21 protein-coding genes and 1 pseudogene are annotated in these 17,244 nt (G+C 68.3%); 9 read left to right on the top strand and 13 right to left on the bottom strand.

The window, feature by feature from the left end:
- Positions 1-36: 36 nt before the first annotated feature.
- A complete protein-coding gene (locus tag Atro_RS15580; protein ID WP_497923670.1) occupies positions 37-765 on the bottom strand; it encodes a pirin family protein in 729 nt (242 codons plus the stop codon).
- A 48-nt stretch (positions 766-813) separates the two neighbouring features.
- Positions 814-1,236: a DoxX family protein gene (locus tag Atro_RS15585; protein WP_497923672.1), complete on the bottom strand. Its 423-nt coding sequence runs from the start codon at positions 1,234-1,236 to the stop codon at positions 814-816.
- A 115-nt stretch (positions 1,237-1,351) separates the two neighbouring features.
- Here Atro_RS15585 and Atro_RS15590 point away from each other — a divergent pair, with 115 nt between their 5' ends.
- The 3 genes from Atro_RS15590 to Atro_RS15600 all read left to right on the top strand — a co-directional run bounded on the left by Atro_RS15590 (position 1,352) and on the right by Atro_RS15600 (position 3,677).
- Positions 1,352-2,233 carry a LysR family transcriptional regulator gene (locus tag Atro_RS15590; RefSeq protein WP_497923674.1) on the top strand — a complete coding sequence of 294 codons (882 nt, stop codon included), beginning with the start codon at positions 1,352-1,354 and terminating at the stop codon, positions 2,231-2,233.
- A 114-nt stretch (positions 2,234-2,347) separates the two neighbouring features.
- Positions 2,348-2,785, top strand: a complete 438-nt coding sequence (locus tag Atro_RS15595; protein ID WP_497923676.1) for an NfeD family protein — start codon at positions 2,348-2,350, stop codon at positions 2,783-2,785.
- A gap of 28 nt (positions 2,786-2,813) precedes the next feature.
- Complete coding sequence (locus Atro_RS15600) at positions 2,814-3,677, top strand: SPFH domain-containing protein (RefSeq protein ID WP_497923678.1); 864 nt, start codon at positions 2,814-2,816, stop codon at positions 3,675-3,677.
- Positions 3,678-3,732: 55 nt separating this feature from the next.
- On the opposite strand, the gene Atro_RS15605 is transcribed toward Atro_RS15600, so the two are convergent.
- Positions 3,733-5,226, bottom strand: coding sequence for a YifB family Mg chelatase-like AAA ATPase (locus Atro_RS15605; RefSeq protein ID WP_497923680.1), 1,494 nt, complete (start codon positions 5,224-5,226; stop codon positions 3,733-3,735).
- Between the two features lie 31 nt (positions 5,227-5,257).
- The gene (locus Atro_RS15610; protein ID WP_497923682.1) at positions 5,258-5,533 is read right to left on the bottom strand and encodes an accessory factor UbiK family protein; all 276 of its coding nucleotides are present in this window, start codon (positions 5,531-5,533) and stop codon (positions 5,258-5,260) included.
- 358 nt (positions 5,534-5,891) lie between these two features.
- Between Atro_RS15610 and glnK the strand changes: the two genes are divergently transcribed.
- The 4 genes and pseudogenes from glnK to sutA all read left to right on the top strand — a co-directional run bounded on the left by glnK (position 5,892) and on the right by sutA (position 8,601).
- A complete protein-coding gene (glnK, locus tag Atro_RS15615; protein WP_012703245.1) occupies positions 5,892-6,230 on the top strand; it encodes a P-II family nitrogen regulator in 339 nt (112 codons plus the stop codon).
- Between the two features lie 32 nt (positions 6,231-6,262).
- On the top strand, positions 6,263-7,579 hold the full coding sequence (locus Atro_RS15620; RefSeq protein WP_497923684.1) for an ammonium transporter: 1,317 nt from the start codon (positions 6,263-6,265) through the stop codon (positions 7,577-7,579).
- Between the two features lie 152 nt (positions 7,580-7,731).
- A pseudogene (locus Atro_RS15625) lies at positions 7,732-8,156 on the top strand (secondary thiamine-phosphate synthase enzyme YjbQ).
- A gap of 124 nt (positions 8,157-8,280) precedes the next feature.
- Entirely contained in the window at positions 8,281-8,601 is a 321-nt protein-coding gene (gene sutA, locus Atro_RS15630) for a dormancy-specific transcriptional regulator SutA (protein ID WP_497923686.1), read from the top strand.
- Positions 8,602-8,705: 104 nt separating this feature from the next.
- On the opposite strand, the gene Atro_RS15635 is transcribed toward sutA, so the two are convergent.
- Genes Atro_RS15635 through lptM form a run of 6 tightly spaced genes read right to left on the bottom strand, consistent with a single transcriptional unit; the run spans position 8,706 to position 13,300 of the window.
- Positions 8,706-9,407, bottom strand: a complete 702-nt coding sequence (locus Atro_RS15635; protein ID WP_497923688.1) for an HAD family hydrolase — start codon at positions 9,405-9,407, stop codon at positions 8,706-8,708.
- Positions 9,404-10,303, bottom strand: coding sequence for a tyrosine recombinase XerC (xerC, locus tag Atro_RS15640; RefSeq protein ID WP_497923689.1), 900 nt, complete (start codon positions 10,301-10,303; stop codon positions 9,404-9,406). Before xerC ends, Atro_RS15635 begins: the two co-directional genes overlap by 4 nt.
- Positions 10,304-10,312: 9 nt before the next feature.
- Positions 10,313-11,008 (bottom strand): DUF484 family protein, encoded by a 696-nt coding sequence (locus Atro_RS15645; RefSeq protein WP_497923691.1) that lies wholly within the window; start codon positions 11,006-11,008, stop codon positions 10,313-10,315.
- Positions 11,009-11,019: 11 nt separating this feature from the next.
- Positions 11,020-11,850 carry a diaminopimelate epimerase gene (dapF, locus tag Atro_RS15650; RefSeq protein WP_497923692.1) on the bottom strand — a complete coding sequence of 277 codons (831 nt, stop codon included), beginning with the start codon at positions 11,848-11,850 and terminating at the stop codon, positions 11,020-11,022.
- A 13-nt stretch (positions 11,851-11,863) separates the two neighbouring features.
- Complete coding sequence (gene lysA, locus Atro_RS15655; RefSeq protein WP_497923694.1) at positions 11,864-13,111, bottom strand: diaminopimelate decarboxylase; 1,248 nt, start codon at positions 13,109-13,111, stop codon at positions 11,864-11,866.
- 54 nt (positions 13,112-13,165) lie between these two features.
- Complete coding sequence (gene lptM, locus Atro_RS15660; RefSeq protein ID WP_012703235.1) at positions 13,166-13,300, bottom strand: LPS translocon maturation chaperone LptM; 135 nt, start codon at positions 13,298-13,300, stop codon at positions 13,166-13,168.
- Between the two features lie 172 nt (positions 13,301-13,472).
- On the opposite strand from lptM, the gene cyaY reads away from it, so the two are divergent.
- A complete protein-coding gene (gene cyaY, locus Atro_RS15665) occupies positions 13,473-13,805 on the top strand; it encodes an iron donor protein CyaY (protein WP_497923697.1) in 333 nt (110 codons plus the stop codon).
- Positions 13,806-13,814: 9 nt separating this feature from the next.
- Here cyaY and Atro_RS15670 read toward each other — a convergent pair whose 3' ends face one another.
- Together Atro_RS15670 and Atro_RS15675 are read right to left on the bottom strand one after the other, a co-directional pair.
- Positions 13,815-14,060, bottom strand: coding sequence for a TIGR02647 family protein (locus Atro_RS15670; protein WP_497923699.1), 246 nt, complete (start codon positions 14,058-14,060; stop codon positions 13,815-13,817).
- A 52-nt stretch (positions 14,061-14,112) separates the two neighbouring features.
- Positions 14,113-14,580, bottom strand: a complete 468-nt coding sequence (locus Atro_RS15675) for a hypothetical protein (protein WP_497923700.1) — start codon at positions 14,578-14,580, stop codon at positions 14,113-14,115.
- Positions 14,581-14,672: 92 nt separating this feature from the next.
- Between Atro_RS15675 and Atro_RS15680 the strand changes: the two genes are divergently transcribed.
- The gene (locus tag Atro_RS15680; RefSeq protein ID WP_497923702.1) at positions 14,673-15,647 is read left to right on the top strand and encodes a magnesium transporter CorA family protein; all 975 of its coding nucleotides are present in this window, start codon (positions 14,673-14,675) and stop codon (positions 15,645-15,647) included.
- A gap of 36 nt (positions 15,648-15,683) precedes the next feature.
- Here Atro_RS15680 and argH read toward each other — a convergent pair whose 3' ends face one another.
- Positions 15,684-17,078 carry an argininosuccinate lyase gene (gene argH / locus Atro_RS15685; protein WP_497923704.1) on the bottom strand — a complete coding sequence of 465 codons (1,395 nt, stop codon included), beginning with the start codon at positions 17,076-17,078 and terminating at the stop codon, positions 15,684-15,686.
- Positions 17,079-17,244 lie beyond the last annotated feature (166 nt).

Raw genomic sequence — 17,244 nt, forward strand, 5'->3', positions numbered from 1 at the left:
CCGGCGGGCCGCCCCGACACCCGTGCCCGCCGCCGTTCACGGCCTCTGCGGCAGCTCGTTGGGGCGCAGGTCGAAGACCAGCACCTCGGCCCGTTCGCCGTCGGCGAACTCCAGGCGCTCGGCATGGCGGATGCGCAGGCCGTCGCCAGCCTCCAGGCGCTGGCCGTTGACGCTCAGCGCGCCGCGCGCCAGGTGCACGTAGGCGTGGCGCTGCCCGCCGAGTTCCAGGCTGGCCCGTTCCGCGCCGTCGAACAGCCCGGCGTAGACCCGGACGTCCTGGTGGAGGCGCAGCGAGCCTTGCTCGCCGTCCGGCGAGAGGATCAACTGCAGCCGGCCGCGCTTGTCCTCGGCGGCGAAGCGCTGCTGCTGATAGCCCGGCGTCACGCCCCGGATGGCCGGGACGATCCAGATCTGCAGGAAGTGCACCGGCTCGCGGGGCGAAGCGTTGTACTCGCTGTGCGCGATGCCGGTGCCGGCGCTCATCAGCTGGATGTCGCCCGGGCGGATCAGCGAGCCGTTGCCCAGGCTGTCCTGGTGCTCCAAGGCACCGTCGAGCACGTAGGAGAGGATCTCCATGTCCCGGTGCGGGTGGCGGCCGAAACCCTGGCCGGCGGCGACACGGTCGTCGTTGATCACCCGCAGGTCGGAGAAGCCGATCTGCTCGGGGTCGTGATAGTCGGCGAAGGAGAAGCTGTGGCGGGATTGCAGCCAGCCGTGGTCGGCCTGGCCGCGCGCGCTGGAGCGGCGCAGTTCGTGGGTGTGCATGGCGGATTCCTCGGTCGGGACGGCCCGGCCGGAGCCGGGCGGGAAGTGTCAGGCGTGGGCGCTGCGGCGGTTGCGGTAGGCATCCAGGCTCAGGGCGCCGGCGCCGAAGGCGGCCACCTGCAGCAGCCCGCCGGCGATCGCCAGGTTCTTCAGGAAGTGGATGAACTGGTTCTGGTCGCCGAACTGGTTGTGGAAGGCCAGGGCGGTCGCCAGGGTGAAGCCGGCCATCACGGTGGCGACGAAGCGGGTGCGATAGCCGACCAGCAACGCCGTGGCGAAGCCCAGCTCGATCAGCAGCGCGGCCGCCAGGGCCAGGGTGGGGAAGGGCATACCGGTGCTGCCGATGTAGCCGAGGGTGGCGGCCGGGGCGGCGGCCTTGCCCAGGCCGCTGACGATGAACAGCGAGCTCAGCAGGGCGCGGCCGGCGAAGGCAGTGGTGGTGTGGATGGCGGTCGGGGTCGAAAGGGTCATATCCGTGTCTCCTGGTCGGTGAGGGCAATGTCGTGTGCCGTGAGTACAGACTAGTGTCTCCTTGCGATTCGATTAAGATGCCGAAAAGCGCAATATCGTCTACTCAGGAGAGACAATGAACCAGCTCGAGGACATGCGTCTGCTCGTCGCCGTGGTGGACGGCGGAAGCTTCACCGCCGCGGCCGAGACGCTGGGGCTGTCCAAGCAGTTCGTCAGCCGCCGGCTGATGGGCCTGGAGGCAAGGCTGGGCGTGCGCCTGCTCAACCGCTCGACCCGCCGGCTCGCCGTCACGCCACTGGGGCTGCTCTACTGCGAGCGGGCCCGGCAGATCCTCGACGACGTGGAGGCGGCCGAGCAGGCCATCCTGCAGCTGCGGGCGACGCCGCGGGGCACGCTGCGCCTGTCGGCACCGATGTCCTTCGGCACCCTGCATCTCGGTCGCCTGTTGCCGGGCTTTCTCGAGCGCTACCCGGAGGTCGTCGTCGAGCTGGACCTGAGCGACCGGCGGGTCGACCTGCTCGAGGAGGGCTACGACATGGCGGTGCGCATCGGCGAGCTCACCGATTCCACGCTGATCGCCCGCGCCTTGGCTCCGCAGCAGATGGTCACCTGCGCCAGTCCCGCCTATCTCGCTCGCCGCGGTGCGCCGCAGGCGCCGGCGGAGCTGCGCGAGCACGACTGCCTGCTCTACGGCCACGGCAAGGGGGTGGAGTGGAGCTACTGGCGCGACGGGCGGCCCGAGCGCGTCGGCGTGCGTGGCCGCTACCGGGTCAACAACGGCGAGCTGGTGCGCGACGCCGCCCTCGCCGGGCTCGGCCTCGCCTGGCTGCCGACCTTCATCGTCGGCCCGGAGCTGGCCGCGGGCACGCTGGTGCCGGTGCTCGAAGCCTTCCAGGGACCGCCGACGAAGGTCTATGCGGTCTATCCGCAGCATCGTCAGGCCTCGGCGCTGGTTCGCGCCTTCACCGACTACCTGCACGAGGCCCTGAATCGCTGACTGGGGGCTCGATCAAGACCATCCCGCAACGCGACATCCTGTTGCTGGGAGTGATGGCCAGTTAATATCGTTGGTCGGCCTCATGTAGAGGCTGTGCGCGCAGGAGGAAGGGCAATGGAGTGGTGGCACTGGGTCGTCGGCGGGATCGTGCTGATCCTGCTGGAACTGGCCATACCGGCGTTCTTCGTGATCTGGTTCGGCTTCGGCGCCCTGCTGGTGGCGGGGGCGCTGCTGCTGGCCGGCGAGCTGTCGCTGACCGCGCAGCTGCTGCTGTGGGCCCTGAGTTCGCTGGCGATGACCGCGCTGTGGTTCGGCATGTTCCGGCCCGGACGGCAGACGACGCGGATCGGCACGGCGGCCGGCGAGGCGATCGGCGAGGTGGGCCTGCTGGTCGCTGCCGTCGCGCCCTTCGAGCGCGGCCGGGTGCGTTTCCCGAAGCCGATCCTCGGCGCCGAGGAATGGGTCTGCCTGGCCGAGTCGGCGATCCCCGCGGGGGAGCGGGTGCGGGTGGTATCGATCGAGGGCAGCTACGTCAAGGTGGCCAGGGCCTGACCTTTCGGAAAAGAACAAGGAGCAACCCATGAGTGCGGGACTGGCAGTGGCGATCGCGGTGCTCGCGTTCGTCCTCATCACCATCGCCAAGGGCGTGCGTCTGGTGGCCCAGGGCGAGGAGTGGGTCGTGGAGCGCCTGGGGCGCTACCACGTGACCCTGCGGCCGGGGCTGAACCTGATCATCCCCTTCCTGGACAACGTCGCCTACAAGTTGGTGACCAAGGACATCATCCTCGACGTGCAGCAGCAGGAGGTGATCACCCGCGACAATGCGGTGATCCTCGCCAACGCCATCGCCTTCGTGAAGGTCACCGACCCGGTCAGGGCGGTCTACGGGGTCACCGACTTCGCCGAGGCGATCCGCAACCTGATCATGACCACCCTGCGCTCCATCGTCGGCGAGATGGAGCTGGACGAGGCGCTGTCGTCGCGGGACAAGATCAAGGCGCGGCTGCGCGAGAGCATCGCCGACGAGGCGGTGGACTGGGGGCTGACGGTGAAGTCGGTGGAGATCCAGGACATCAAGCCGTCCGAGTCGATGCAGCGGGCGATGGAGCTGCAGGCGGCCGCCGAGCGCGAGCGCAAGGCGGCGGTGACCAAGGCCGAAGGCGAGAAGCAGGCGGCGATCCTCGAGGCCGAGGCGCGCCTGGAGTCGGCGCGCCGCGACGCCAACGCCCAGGTGCTGCTGGCCGAGGCCTCGTCCGAGTCGATCCGCCGGGTGACCAGCGCGCTCGGCAGCGAGCCCGGGCCGATGCTGTACCTGCTCGGCGAGAAATACATCGCTTCCTTGGAGAAGCTCGCCCAGAGCGGCAACGCCAAGGTGGTGCTGATGCCCGCCGACCTGCAGGAAACCCTGCGCGGCCTGGTGGGCAAGCTGGGCGAGCGCGGCTGAGGGGCTTGTTCCCCCGTAGGAGCCGGCTCCTACGGGAATGCCGGGCTCTTCCCGCTCAGGCGCTGCTGGCCCGGTACTGCAGGGCTTCGGCCAGGTGGGCGCGGGCGATGTCCGGCGCCGCTTCCAGATCGGCCAGGGTGCGCGCCACCTTGAGGATACGGTGGGCGGCGCGCAGCGACAGGCCGAGGCGTTCGCAGGCGCGCTCCAGCCACTGGCGATCTTCGTCCCCAAGTGCGCAGTATTGGTGCAGACCGGGCAGGTCGAGGAACGCATTGGGGCAACCCTGACGGGCCCGTTGGCGAGTGCGAGCCTCTGCCACCTGGGCGGCGGCGCTGGCGGTATCAGGACCGTCCAGGCGCGGTGCGCCCAGGGCGGTGGCCTCGCGGGCGACGCCAATGTGCAGGTCGATGCGGTCGAGCAATGGGCCGGACAGCTTGGCCCGGTAGCGCTGGACCTGCTCCGGGGTGCAGCGGCAGCGGCCGGCAGGGTCGCCCAGGTAGCCGCAGGGACAGGGATTCATCGCCGCGACCAACTGGAAGCGCGCCGGAAAACGCACCTTGTCGCTGGCCCGGGCGATGACGATCTCGCCGCTTTCCAGGGGTTCGCGCAGCACTTCCAGCACCTTGCGGTCGAACTCCGGCAACTCGTCGAGAAACAGCACGCCCTGGTGGGCCAGGGTGATCTCGCCGGGACGTGGCCGGCTGCCGCCGCCGACCAGCGCCGGTCCCGAAGCGCTGTGGTGGGGCTGGCGGAACGGCCGTTGTGGCCAGGCCGCGAGCGGGGCGGCACCGGCCACCGAATGGATAGCCGCCACCTCCAGCGCCTCGTGCTCGTCCAAAGGCGGCAGCAGGCCCGGCAGGCGGCTGGCCAGCAGGGTCTTGCCGGTTCCGGGCGGGCCGCTCAACAGCAGGTTGTGACTGCCCGCTGCAGCCACCAGCAGGGCGCGCTTGGCCGCGGCCTGGCCCTGCACTTCGGCCAGGTCGGGATAGGGCGGCGCCTGGCGCAGCAGGCCTTGGGCTCGGTAGGGCGGGAGCGGGGCCTGGCCGTTCAGGTGGGCGGCCAGCTCCAGCAGGTGGTCGACCGCCAGCACGTTCAGCCCCGAAGCCAGGCTGGCCTCTTCGGCGTTGGCCCGCGGCACCACCAGGGTGCGTCCGGCGGCGCGGGCGGCCAGTGCGGCAGGCAGTACGCCCTGGATCGGCCGCAGGCTGCCGGAGAGGGCCAGCTCACCCAGGCATTCCAGGCCGCCCAGGGCCTCGGCGGGCAGCTGCTCGCTGGCGGCGAGGATGCCGAGGGCGATGGCCAGATCGAAGCGTCCGCCGTCCTTGGGCAGGTCGGCGGGCGCCAGATTCAGGGTGATGCGCCGCGCCGGGAAGTCGAAGCCGGAGGTGAGGATGGCGCTGCGCACGCGGTCCTTGCTCTCGCGGACCGCGGTTTCCGGCAGGCCGACCAGGGTCAGCGCCGGCAGACCGTTGGCCAGGTGCGCCTCGACGGTGACGGCGGGCGCCTCGACGCCCACCTGGGCGCGGCTGTGGACGATGGCCAGGGACATGGATCGCTCCTTGATCGCATTCCCCGCGCGCTCAGGCGGCGGGCGGGGCGGGAGGCTGTTCGCCCAGACGTGCTTCGAGTTCGGCGACCTTGGCTTCCAGCGCCTCCAGGCGGGCACGGGTGCGGGCGAGGACGGCCATCTGGCTGTCGAATTCCTCCCGGCTGACCAGGTCGAGCTTGCTGAAGGCGCTCTGCAGCAAGGCCTTGAGCTGGGCCTCGAGTTCGCGGGGCGGGAGCGGCGCCTCGCCGCTGAACAGGCGGGAGGCGTGGGTGCTGAGGGTGTCGAACAGGGCTTTGGGCGGCAGCATGGTGCGGTTCCGGAATCGGTCGGCCGCCAGTGTATCACGGGGCATCGGCGCGGCTGCTGAGCGGTGTCGCGCACGTTTTCCGTGCAGGTGTGCCGCCGGCTGCGCACCTGGCGGGTGCGGCATTTTCCCGCGGCCTATCCTGCAAAAGTTCCATAACCATATCGCCGTTAGGGGTTTTGGCCGTTTGGCGTTGGCGGTATGATTTTTGCCTTTGCGAAGGCATGGCACCCTGAGGCATTGGCCGGATGCCGTCGAGCGGGCCGGCCCTAGGCGGCCACGCGAAAGCCAGACACTGCGCTTAAACTTGAATCGGGATCGTCTATTCCTGGGGCAAGTCCACTACACGGAGATACGTTTCATGAAGCTAGTCACTGCCATCATCAAGCCGTTCAAGCTGGACGACGTACGCGAATCGCTGTCGGAAATTGGGGTGCAGGGCATCACCGTCACCGAGGTCAAGGGGTTCGGTCGGCAGAAGGGCCATACCGAGCTGTATCGGGGGGCGGAATACGTAGTCGACTTCCTGCCGAAGGTGAAGATCGACGTGGCCATCGAAGACAGCCAGCTCGACCATGTCATCGAGGCCATCACCAAGGCCGCCAACACCGGCAAGATCGGTGACGGCAAGATTTTCGTCGTCAATCTGGAACAGGCCATTCGTATCCGTACCGGCGAGACCGGCACCGACGCGATCTGAGCCTACGATCCCCCGCCCCCAGGAGATAATCAATGACGCTGCGCAAAAGCGCAGGGCTTGCTGCCCTTTTCTCTCTCTTCCTGCCCATCGCGGCCAGCGCCCAGGAGGCCACGCTGGATTCCGGCGACACCGCCTGGATGCTGACCGCCACGGCGCTGGTGCTGTTCATGACCGTACCCGGTCTGGCGCTGTTCTACGGCGGCATGGTGCGCGCGAAGAACCTGCTCTCGGTGATGATGCAGTGCTTCGCCATCACCGGCCTGATCAGCGTGATCTGGGTCCTGTTCGGCTACAGCCTGGCCTTCGATACCACCGGCATGGAAGAGGGCGTGCTCAACTTCAGCTCCTTCGTCGGCGGTCTGGAGAAGGCCTTTCTCAGCGGGCTGACCACCGACAGCCTGGTCGGCACCTTCCCCGAAAGCGTCTTCATCACTTTCCAGATGACCTTCGCCATCATCACCCCGGCACTGATCGCCGGCGCCTTCGCCGAGCGCATGAAGTTCTCGTCGATGCTGGTGTTCATGTCGGTGTGGTTCCTGCTGGTCTACGCGCCGATCGCGCACATGGTCTGGAGCGGTAACGGTGCCTTGATGTGGGACTGGGGCGTGCTCGACTTCGCCGGCGGCACCGTGGTGCACATCAACGCCGGTGTCGCCGGTCTGGTGTCCTGCCTGGTGCTGGGCAAGCGCAAGGGCTACCCGGGCGTCGCCATGACCCCGCACAACCTGGGCTACACCCTGATCGGTGCGGCCATGCTGTGGGTCGGTTGGTTCGGTTTCAACGCCGGCTCGGCGATCGCCGCCAATGGCACCGCTGGCATGGCCATGCTGGTGACCCAGATCGCCACCGCCGCCGCGGCGCTGGCCTGGATGGCCGCCGAGTGGCTGACCCACGGCAAGCCGAGCGCCCTGGGCATCGCTTCCGGCGTGGTCGCCGGCTTGGTGGCGATCACCCCGGCCGCCGGCACCGCCGGCCCGATGGGCGCCTTGGTGATCGGCCTGGCTTCCGGTGCGATCTGCTTCTACTGCGCCACCGCCGTGAAGCGCCGCTTCGGCTATGACGACTCCCTCGACGCCTTCGGCGTGCACGGGGTCGGCGGCATCGTCGGCGCGATTCTGACCGGCCTGTTCGCGGCGCCGGCCATGGGCGGCTTCGGCGAGGTGGACAGCATCGCCAGCCAGCTGTGGATCCAGATCAAGGGCGTGCTTTTCACCGTGATCTACACCGGCGTCGTCACCTTCGCGATCCTCAAGGTGATCGAGCGGGTGATGGGCCTGCGCGTCAGCGACGAGGAGGAAACCATCGGTCTCGACCTCTCCCTGCACAACGAGCGCGGCTACAACCTCTGAGTGAGGACAGCGGCCGGAGCGATCCGACCGCGTCTTCGCTGCGCTCTTGCCGCGGCAAGGGTCGCAAGCCGTCAAAAGGGCGCCATCGGCGCCCTTTGCTTTTTTCCGCGCCGCGCTAGAATTCCCGCGGCACAACCCTGGAGCTGTGGCAGATGTGGCAACAGACCATCGTCACCCTGCGTCCGCGGCCGCGTGGTTTCCACCTGGTGACCGACGAGCTGCTGGCCGGCCTGCCGGAGCTTGCCTCCTGCCGGATCGGGCTGCTGCACCTCTGGTTGCAGCACACCTCGGCCTCGTTGACCGTCAACGAGAATGCCGATGCGGCGGTGCGGCGCGATTTCGAACGCTTCTTCAGCCGCCTGGTGCCCCAGGGCGACGCTGGCTACGAGCACGACTACGAGGGGCCGGACGATCTGCCGGCGCACTTCAAGGCCAGCCTGCTGGGCTGCCAACTGCTCCTGCCGGTGACGGCCGGGCGCCTGGCGCTGGGACCTGGCAGGGCATCTACCTCGGCGAGCATCGCGAGCGGGGCGGTGCGCGTCGCGTCCTGGCCACGCTGCAAGGCCAGGGGAACTGATTTTTCCGGCGTAGCTCTCAGAGCTGGGATCGCCCATCGATTTGCAGTGTCCACGAGCCAGGGTCGAGGCGACCGCTGGCGGGACTATAAACCAACCTGCTGTACCCAAGCCGTGAGGTCGAATATGAGCGATGAAGAACTGGAACAGGAAGAGCTGGAAGCGGGTGAGGAGGAGGACGGCGAAGAGCTGAACGCCGCCGACGAAGCGGCGAGTGAGGAGGATGACGGCAGCGACCGGGTGGTGGCTTCCGGCAAGAAGGCCAAGAGCGCTGCGGACGTCGACGAGATGCCCAGCATCGAAGCCAAGCAGAAGGATCGCGATGCGCTGGCACGGGCCATGGAAGAATTCCTGGCGCGTGGCGGCAAGGTACAGGAAGTCGAGCCGAACGTGGTCGCCGACCCGCCGAAGAAGCCCGACAGCAAGTACGGTAGCCGCCCCATCTGAGCCTTTCCGGCCGGTTGGTGGCGCAAGGGCGGCCCGGGAAAATCCCGGGCCGCCCTTTTTTGTGCCTGGCAGTTCTGGCGCTGCGGCGAGCAGCGCCAAGGCCGTCAGCCGAGCTGCCAGCGACCGAGCAGCGCCGGCAGCTCGGCTAGGCTGGCGATCTGCGCGTCCGGTGCCCCGGCGTGGCTCCAGGGCTTGCCGGCGGGGTTGTACCAGATCGCTCGCAGGCCGGCGCGCTGAGCACCCAGGATGTCGTCGTCGGGGTGGTCGCCGATGTGCACCGCCTGCTCGGCCGCCACTCCACCGCGCCGCAGGGCCTCGCGGAACGGCTGCGGATCGGGCTTGCCGATACCCAGCTCTTCGGCGCAGAGGGTGAAGCGGAAGTAGTCGGCCAGGCCCAGGCGGCGCACATCGGCGTTGCCGTTGGTCAGCACGCCGAGGACGTAGCGGTTGGCGAGGATTTCCAGGGTCGGCTGGGTCTCGGGAAAGAACTCGATGCGGTGGCGCGCGGTGAGGAAGGTCTCGAAGGCCTGCTCGGCCAGTTCCCGTGCCTCGGCCGCGGGGTAGCCGGCCTCCTCGAGGGCGTGCAGCAGTACGCGGCGGCGCAGCTCGCTGATGCGGTGCTTGAGCGCCGGCTCGCCTTCGACCAGGCGGGCGCGGATCGGCCACAGGTGCTCGACCGGTACCGCGCCGAGCAGCGGCGCATGGCGGCCCAGCCAGTCGCGCAGTTCGGCTTCGGCGCTTTCGATGACCGGGGCGACGTTCCACAGGGTGTCATCGAGATCGAAGGTGATCAGGCGGATGTTCATGGAGTCTCGTCCTTGCGACGACGCGCCCGCGGATGGGCCTGGTCGTAGACCGCCGCCAGGTGCTGGAAGTCGAGATGGGTGTAGATCTGGGTGGTGGCGATGTCGGCATGGCCGAGCAGTTCCTGCACGGCGCGCAGGTCCTGGGAGGACTCCAGCAGGTGGCTGGCGAAGCTGTGTCGCAGCATGTGCGGGTGCAGGTGCTGGCCGAGCTCGCGCACGCCGGCCTGGCGCACCCGCAACTGTACGGCGCGGGGGCTCAGGCGGCGGCCCTGGCGGCTGACGAACAGCGCGCCGTCGGCCGGCCGCGCCAGTGCCCGGAGCGACAGCCAGGCTTCCAGCGCCTCGCGCGCCTTGCTGCCGATCGGCAGCTCGCGAACCTTGTTGCCCTTGCCGTGCACGCGCACCAGGCCGGCGGCCAGATCGAGGCGGTCGAGATCCAGGCCGACCAGTTCCGCAAGGCGCAGGCCGGACGAGTAGAAGAGCTCGAGAATGGCCTGGTCGCGGCGGGCGATGAAGTCGTCCTCGACGGCGCCGTCGAGCAATTGCTGGGCGCGGTCGGCATCCAAGGTGCGCGGCAGCCGGCGCTCGCCCTTGGGGGGACTCAGGCCGGCGGCGGGATCATGCTGGCAGCGGCCCTCGCGCAGCAGGTAGCGGTAGAAACCGCGCACCGCCGAGAGCAGGCGCGCCAGGCTGGGGCCGGAGAGGCCCTGCAGATGCAGCTTGGCGACCAGCCGGCGCAGGCGGGCGGTATCCAGGGCGCCCCAGGCGGTCAAGCCTGCCCGCTCGCAGTGGGCGAGGACCTTGCCGAGATCGCGGCGGTAACCGTCGAGGGTGTGCTGCGACACCTGGCGCTCGCTGCGCAGGTGATCGAGAAAGGCGTCGAGGTCAGCCTGCATGTTCTAGTTCTAACGGACCGGGCGTAGCGGGCTGCTGGCCAGACGTGGCAGCAAGCGGGCGAGAACGTCGGCGATATAGCCAAGAAAGAGCGTGCCGAGGCTGCTCCTGTAGTGCTGGGGGTCGGGGCTGCCGACCGCCAGCACCCCGTGCAGGCCCTGATGGTCGAGAGCGGCCACCGCGGCCGAGCCGATCTGCGGACGGCGCTCCTCGCCGAACAGGAAGCCCAGCTCGTGGCTGCGTAGCACGCCACACAGCGGCTTGCCGCAGGCCAGCAGGCCGCCGATGGCCTGCAGGGCGTCCTCGGTATCGACCCAGCGGCCGGCCGGGCTGGCATGTTCGCCGAACAGGATCAGTCCGACGAAGGGAATCTGGAACTCGTGACGCAGGCTGTCCTCCACCAGGCCGACCGCCTCTTCCAGCGTGGTCGCGTCGAGCAGGTCGAGGACCAGGCGACGGGTTTTGTCGAACAGCCGGTCGTTGTCGCGGGCCACGTCCATCAGCTGTCCCAGGCGTCCGCGCAGCTCGTGGTTGCGTTCGCGCAGCAGTCCCAGCTGGCGCTCCACCAGCGACACCGCGGCACCACTCGGATGAGGAATGTTCAGTTCCGCCAGCAGTTCTTCGCGACCCAGGAAGAACTGCGGATTCCGACGCAGGAACTCTGCAACGGCTGTGGCATCGACGGGCTCTTGGAGCGGATCACTCATGGGCTACACCCTCATAGACGTACCTGGCCTTCGTACACGCGCACCGCGGGGCCGGTCATCATGACCGACTGACCCGGCCCTGCCCAGGCGATGGACAGCCGGCCGCCCGGCAGATCGATCAGCACCGGCGAATCCATCCAGCCTTGGCGAATCGCCGTCACCGCTGCCGCACAGGCGCCGGTACCACAGGCCTGGGTTTCGCCGGCGCCGCGCTCCCAGACGCGCAATCTGGCGTGCTGGCGGTCGACGACTTGGAGGAAGCCCACGTTGACCCGCTGCGGAAAGCGCGGATGATGTTCCAGTCTAGGCCCCAACTCGTGCACCGGTGCGCTTTCCACGTTTTCCACCCGCAGCACCGCATGGGGATTGCCCATGGACAGTGCGGCGAGCTCGACCGGCTGGCCGTCGACTTCCAGCGCATAGGCGAGGGCGGCGGTCTCGGCCTGGAAGGGAATCTCCTTCGGCTCCAGGCGCGGCGGGCCCATGTCGACGCAGACCTGACCGTCCGGGCGGACGTCCAGTTCGATGATGCCGCTCTTGGTTTCCACGCGGATGCGCTTCTTCACCGTCAGGCGCTTGTCGAGCACGAAGCGGGCGAAGCAGCGCGCGCCGTTGCCGCACTGCTCCACCTCCGAGCCGTCGGCATTGAAGATACGATAGCGGAAGTCCACGTCCGGCCGGGTCGGTGGCTCGACGATCAGCAACTGGTCGAAGCCGATGCCGGTATGGCGGTCGCCCCATTGCCTGGCGTGCTTGGGCTGAATGTGCGCGTGCTGGCTGACCAGGTCGAGAACCATGAAGTCGTTGCCGAGGCCGTGCATCTTGGTGAAACGCAGCAGCATGCCTGCCTCCGTGTCAGTTGGGCAGCAGGCTTTCGCCGGCGTAGAGTTCCTCGATGGTTTCGCGGCGGCGCACCAGGTGCATCTGTTCGCCGTCCACCAGTACCTCGGCAGCGCGGCCGCGGGTGTTGTAGTTGGAACTCATGACGAAGCCGTAGGCGCCGGCCGAGCGCACGGCCAGCAGGTCGCCTTCGACCAGGGCCATCTCGCGGTCCTTGGCGAGGAAGTCGCCGGTTTCGCAGATCGGTCCGACCAGGTCGTAGCTGCAGACCTCGCCGCCGTGGGGGGTCACCGGCACCACATCCATCCAGGCTTGGTAGAGGGCCGGGCGGATCAAATCGTTCATCGCTGCGTCGACCACCGCGAAATCCTTGTACTCGGTGTGCTTGAGGTATTCCACGCGGGTCAGCAGCACGCCGGCGTTGGCGACGATCGAGCGCCCCGGTTCGAACACCAGGGCCAGGGAGCGTCCCTTGAGACGCTCGCGCAGCGCGGCAATGTAGTCGCCGGGCGCCGGCGGCTGTTCGTCGCGGTAGCGCACGCCGAGGCCGCCGCCGAGGTCCAGGTGGCGGATGACGATGCCGCGCGCGGCCAGGCGGTCGATCAGCAGCAGCAGGCGGTCCAGAGCGTCGAGGAAGGGCGAGAGGGTGGTCAGCTGCGAGCCGATGTGGCAGTCGACGCCGAGCACCTCCAGGTTGGGCAGCGTGGCGGCGTGGGCATAGACCGCCTCGGCCTGCTCGATGTCGATGCCGAACTTGTTTTCCTTGAGCCCGGTGGAGATGTAGGGATGGGTCTGGGCGTCCACGTCCGGGTTGACGCGCAGCGACACCGGGGCTTTCACGCCGAGTTCGGCGGCGACTTCCTGCAGGCGCTCCAGCTCCACCTCGGATTCCACGTTGAAGCAGTGCACGCCGACTGCCAGGGCGCGGCGCATGTCCTCGCGGCTCTTGCCGACCCCGGAGAACACCACCTTCGCCGGGTCGCCGCCGGCGGCCAGCACGCGCTCCAGCTCGCCGCGGGAGACGATGTCGAAGCCGGCGCCGAGGCGCGCCAGAAGGTTCAGCACGGCGAGGTTGGAGTTGGCCTTGACCGCGAAGCAGACCAGGTGCGGCATACCGGCCAGGGCGTCGGCATAGGCACGGTAGCGGTTTTCCAGATGGGCACGGGAATAGACGTAGGTGGGGGTGCCGAAGCGTGCGGCGATGGCGGACAGCGCCACGCCTTCCGCGAACAGCGTGCCGTCGCGGTAGTTGAAGGGTTCCATGGGGCCTCCTGGGAAGAAGCCTGTCCGGGCGCACTGCGGCGGCCGGGCAGGTTCTTAGAATTCGAAACGGTCTTTGCGGTGGCCGGCTTTCTTGTCGTCAGGAAGGTAGAGCGGGCCCTTCTGACCACAGCCGGCCAGGGGCGCGGCGAGTACGGCCAGCGCGAGGAGCGGAAGCAGCAGGCGCTTCATGACGGAAATCCTTGTGTACGCATCGAGTGCGGCAAAGTATACCGACCCCCCGGCGCCTTGCCTATGCGCGGCCCGCGGCGGACGGGCCCTGCGGGGTAATGCCGTCCCTGCCGGCGTACGAATCGGCTATCGTTGCCAGCCTTGAGCGCCATTGTTCTGACGAGGAATCCGTATGAGCCTTACCGAAGCCCGTTTCCACGGACTGATCGACGATCTGCAACAGAGCGTCGAGGATATTTTCGAAGACAGCGACCTGGACGTCGATCTGGAGAACTCCGCGGGTGTCCTGTCCGTCCGTTTCGAGAACGGCAGCCAGCTCATCCTCAGTCGCCAGGAGCCGTTGCGCCAGCTGTGGTTGGCGGCACGCTCCGGCGGTTTCCACTTCGACTACGACGAGGCCAGCGACCGCTGGATCTGCGACGCCAGCGGCGACTCCCTGGGCGAACTGCTCGCTCGCGTCACCCTCGAGCAGGTCGGCGAGGAACTGGAGTTCCCCGAGCTTTGAACCAAAGCCTCAGGGACGCGGGCCGGCGAGGATGGTCAGCAGGTTCTGCGCCTGCTCGGCGGCATCCAGCCCCAGGCTGGTCAGGTAGCCGCCGTCGGGCCGGCTGATCAGGCCCTTGTCGTGCAGCCGGCGGGCGGCGGCCACGGTTTCCGGAGCGGCATCGTGGTGGACCTTGATGCCTTCTTCCTGGACATTTTGCAGGTTGAACAGGGCGAGGATTTCCAGTTCGGCAAGCAGCGTGGTGGTGAAGGCCATGGGAGACTCCGGCGATGGCGGTTTTCCCTCAGTGTAGCGGCCGCTGCGCCGGCTAGCCGGCGGCCTCGGGCAGTTCCGGCAGCGCACGCAGGGCCTGCTCGTACCAGGCGCCGTCGAACGGGCGGTCCTCGCGCAGCATGGCGGCGATTTCGTGGGCCAGCACCAGGGCCATCAGATGGAGGCTCTCCTCCCGCTCGTAGCCGACCAGAGTCAGCTTGTTCAGGGTGGCCTTGGCGGCCGGCGGGTCGCCCGCTTCGATCTGGTTCTCGATGGCTTCGATCAGGGTCTGTTCGGCGAAGGCTTCGTCGTCCATCGGTTTCTGGTCTGGCTGGCTCATGGGGTCTCCTGCTGCGCTCAAGGGGCTGCTGTCCAGCTGGCAGAGACGGCAGCTCCCGTCGTCGGCATGGCTGGTCTCGATGTAACGTACGCGCCGCGTGGCCGACTGGCGGTCGGTGGCGATCCGGAAACGCGGGGCGCCCGAGGTCGCCCGGCGCGCGTCGGTGGTTCGCTCGACACCCATGGCAGTGACCTCATGGTGGGGCGGTGGCTTCCATGATAACGCCTGGCGACCGACCGCAGCCCACTTCATGCCCTGAGACAGGACCGCATTGCATGATCACCTATCACCAGCTCGACGCCGCCGGTCTGCACCAACTGCCGGCGGAGGACCTCCGGGCATTGCCGCCGGGCATTTTGTGGATCGACCTGCTGCAGCCCAGCCGCGAGGAGGAGCTGTTCCTCGAGCGATTGCTCGGGGTGGACATCCCGACCCGCGAGGAAATGGCGGAGATCGAGGACTCCTCGCGTTTCTACGAGAGGACCGGCACCCTCTACATGACCGTCAGCCTGGTCAGCGGCATCGGCGAGCACCGGCCCGATATCACCGAGGTGACCTTCGTGCTCGGCCGCCAGTGGTTGGTGACGGTGCGCTACGCCGAGCTGTCGGCGTTCCGCGCCTTCATCGGCAAGGGCTTGCAACGGTCCGGGCTGCCCTGCTGCAGCGAGATACTCTTCGCGGCGCTGATCGACAGCGTCGTCGACCGCATCGCCGATGTGCTGGAGCTCCTGCAGAAGCAGCTGAACACCTTGTCGCGGGCGATCTTCAGCGAATCGGCCGAGCGTCATGTGGAAAAAACCGACCTGCAGAAGGTCGTCAAGCTGCTCGGCCGACACAACAGCCTGCAGGCCAAGCTGGGCGAGAGCCTGCTGAGCATCGACCGGCAGATCAGCTACGTCCGTCAGGCCGGCAACGGCTGGCTGGACGAGTCGGCGCGCGGCTGGCTGAAGACCGCCGAGCGAGACGTGCGCTCCCTGGGCGAATACCAGGCGAAGATGTCCGGGGAGAGCAGCTTCCTGCTCGAGGCTACCCTGGGGCTGATCAGCATCGAGCAGAACAGCATCATCAAGGTGTTCTCCATCGCCGCGGTGCTGTTTCTGCCGCCGACCCTGGTCGGCACCGTCTACGGGATGAACTTCCGCCACATGCCGGAGCTGGAATGGTACTTCGGCTACCCGCTGGCGCTGGGCCTGATGGTCGGCTCGGCGGCGTTGTCCTACGCCTGGTTCAGGTTCAAGAACTGGCTGTAGCGCGGGCGGCGTGGCACCGCCCGCGCAAGGTCGGTCTCAGCGCGCGGCCAGCAGCGCCTTGCCGCGGGCCACGGCGGCGCGCACCTGGGCCGGCGCGGTGCCGCCGATGTGGTCGCGGGCGTTGACCGAACCTTCCAGGGTCAGCACGGCGAACACGTCGTCGCCGATCTGGTCGCTGAACTGGCGCAGTTCGTCGAGGCTCATCTCGGCGAGATCCTTGCCGCTCAAGACGCCGTACTTCACCGCGTGGCCGACGATCTCGTGGCAGTCGCGAAACGGCAGGCCCTTGCGCACCAGGTAGTCGGCCAGGTCGGTGGCGGTGGAGAAGCCGCGGCGCGCCGCCTCGCGCATCACCTCGACGCGCGGCTTGATGGCCGGGACCATGTCGGCGAAGGCGCGCAGGCTGTCGCGCAGGGTGTCGGCGGCGTCGAACAGCGGCTCCTTGTCCTCCTGGTTGTCCTTGTTGTAGGCCAGCGGCTGGCCCTTCATCAGGGTCAAGAGGCCGGTCAGTGCGCCGAACACGCGGCCGCTCTTGCCGCGCACCAGCTCGGGGACGTCCGGGTTCTTCTTCTGCGGCATGATCGACGAGCCGGTGCAGAAGCGGTCGGGCAGCTCGATGAAGTTGAACTGGGCGCTGGTCCACAGCACCAGCTCCTCGGAGAAGCGCGACAGGTGCATCATCGCCAGCGAGGCGGCGGCGCAGAATTCGATGGCGAAGTCGCGATCCGACACGCCGTCCAGCGAGTTGCCGCCGATCGCTTCGAAGCCGAGCAGCCGGCAGGTGATCTCGCGCTGGATCGGGTAGGTGGTGCCGGCCAGCGCGGCCGATCCCAGCGGCATGCGGTTGACGCGCTTGCGGCAGTCGACCAGGCGCTCGTGGTCGCGCGACAGCATCTCGAACCAGGCCAGCAGGTGATGGCCGAAAGTCACCGGCTGGGCGGTCTGCAGGTGGGTGAAGCCGGGCATGATCACCTCGGCGTGCTGCTCGGCCTGGGCCAGCAGACCCTGCTGCAGGCGGGTGATCTCGCCGAGGATCGCGTCGATCTCGTCGCGCAGCCACAGGCGGATGTCGGTGGCCACCTGGTCGTTGCGGGAGCGGCCGGTGTGCAGCTTCTTGCCGGTGATGCCGATGCGGTCGGTGAGGCGTGCCTCGATGTTCATGTGCACGTCTTCCAGGTCGACGCGCCAGTCGAACTGGCCGGCCTCGATCTCGCCTTGGATCTGCTGCAGGCCGTCGATGATCGCGTCGCGCTCGGCGGCGGTCAGTACGCCGGCCTGTTCCAGCATGGTGGCGTGGGCGATCGAGCCCATGATGTCGTGGCGGTACAGGCGCTTGTCGAAGTCGACGGAGGCGGTGAAGCGGGCGACGAAGGCGTCGACCGGCTCGCTGAAACGGCCGCCCCAGGACTGGTTGGTTTTCTCGGCGCTCATGGCGTTCTCTCGGCTGGTGCGCAAATGCGGACGGCCGCGGAGGCGGCCGTCAAGGTGGATGGATGAAGGTTGCGCGGATGATAGCAGGGTATGCGGGAAAACCCTGCAGCCCCTGTCGGCCGTGCCCGCCGCCTTCCGCGGCACAATTCTCCCGCACGGACCGTGA

Source organism: Azotobacter tropicalis, from assembly GCF_059739045.1.

What these genes read in the sequence shown, in the direction of transcription:
- Atro_RS15645 (WP_497923691.1), bottom strand. Translation starts at nt 11,008, where the DNA reads ATGAGTGATCCGCTCCAAGAGCCCGTCGATGCCACAGCCGTTGCAGAG.
- Atro_RS15585 (WP_497923672.1), bottom strand. Translation starts at nt 1,236, where the DNA reads ATGACCCTTTCGACCCCGACCGCCATCCACACCACCACTGCCTTCGCC.
- Atro_RS15590 (WP_497923674.1), top strand. Translation starts at nt 1,352, where the DNA reads ATGAACCAGCTCGAGGACATGCGTCTGCTCGTCGCCGTGGTGGACGGC.
- sutA (WP_497923686.1), top strand. Translation starts at nt 8,281, where the DNA reads ATGAGCGATGAAGAACTGGAACAGGAAGAGCTGGAAGCGGGTGAGGAG.
- Atro_RS15600 (WP_497923678.1), top strand. Translation starts at nt 2,814, where the DNA reads ATGAGTGCGGGACTGGCAGTGGCGATCGCGGTGCTCGCGTTCGTCCTC.
- lptM (WP_012703235.1), bottom strand. Translation starts at nt 13,300, where the DNA reads ATGAAGCGCCTGCTGCTTCCGCTCCTCGCGCTGGCCGTACTCGCCGCG.
- xerC (WP_497923689.1), bottom strand. Translation starts at nt 10,303, where the DNA reads ATGCAGGCTGACCTCGACGCCTTTCTCGATCACCTGCGCAGCGAGCGC.
- Atro_RS15670 (WP_497923699.1), bottom strand. Translation starts at nt 14,060, where the DNA reads ATGGCCTTCACCACCACGCTGCTTGCCGAACTGGAAATCCTCGCCCTG.
- Atro_RS15680 (WP_497923702.1), top strand. Translation starts at nt 14,673, where the DNA reads ATGATCACCTATCACCAGCTCGACGCCGCCGGTCTGCACCAACTGCCG.
- cyaY (WP_497923697.1), top strand. Translation starts at nt 13,473, where the DNA reads ATGAGCCTTACCGAAGCCCGTTTCCACGGACTGATCGACGATCTGCAA.
- Atro_RS15595 (WP_497923676.1), top strand. Translation starts at nt 2,348, where the DNA reads ATGGAGTGGTGGCACTGGGTCGTCGGCGGGATCGTGCTGATCCTGCTG.
- Atro_RS15580 (WP_497923670.1), bottom strand. Translation starts at nt 765, where the DNA reads ATGCACACCCACGAACTGCGCCGCTCCAGCGCGCGCGGCCAGGCCGAC.
- Atro_RS15620 (WP_497923684.1), top strand. Translation starts at nt 6,263, where the DNA reads ATGACGCTGCGCAAAAGCGCAGGGCTTGCTGCCCTTTTCTCTCTCTTC.
- Atro_RS15635 (WP_497923688.1), bottom strand. Translation starts at nt 9,407, where the DNA reads ATGAACATCCGCCTGATCACCTTCGATCTCGATGACACCCTGTGGAAC.
- Atro_RS15605 (WP_497923680.1), bottom strand. Translation starts at nt 5,226, where the DNA reads ATGTCCCTGGCCATCGTCCACAGCCGCGCCCAGGTGGGCGTCGAGGCG.
- Atro_RS15610 (WP_497923682.1), bottom strand. Translation starts at nt 5,533, where the DNA reads ATGCTGCCGCCCAAAGCCCTGTTCGACACCCTCAGCACCCACGCCTCC.
- argH (WP_497923704.1), bottom strand. Translation starts at nt 17,078, where the DNA reads ATGAGCGCCGAGAAAACCAACCAGTCCTGGGGCGGCCGTTTCAGCGAG.
- Atro_RS15675 (WP_497923700.1), bottom strand. Translation starts at nt 14,580, where the DNA reads ATGGGTGTCGAGCGAACCACCGACGCGCGCCGGGCGACCTCGGGCGCC.
- lysA (WP_497923694.1), bottom strand. Translation starts at nt 13,111, where the DNA reads ATGGAACCCTTCAACTACCGCGACGGCACGCTGTTCGCGGAAGGCGTG.
- glnK (WP_012703245.1), top strand. Translation starts at nt 5,892, where the DNA reads ATGAAGCTAGTCACTGCCATCATCAAGCCGTTCAAGCTGGACGACGTA.
- dapF (WP_497923692.1), bottom strand. Translation starts at nt 11,850, where the DNA reads ATGCTGCTGCGTTTCACCAAGATGCACGGCCTCGGCAACGACTTCATG.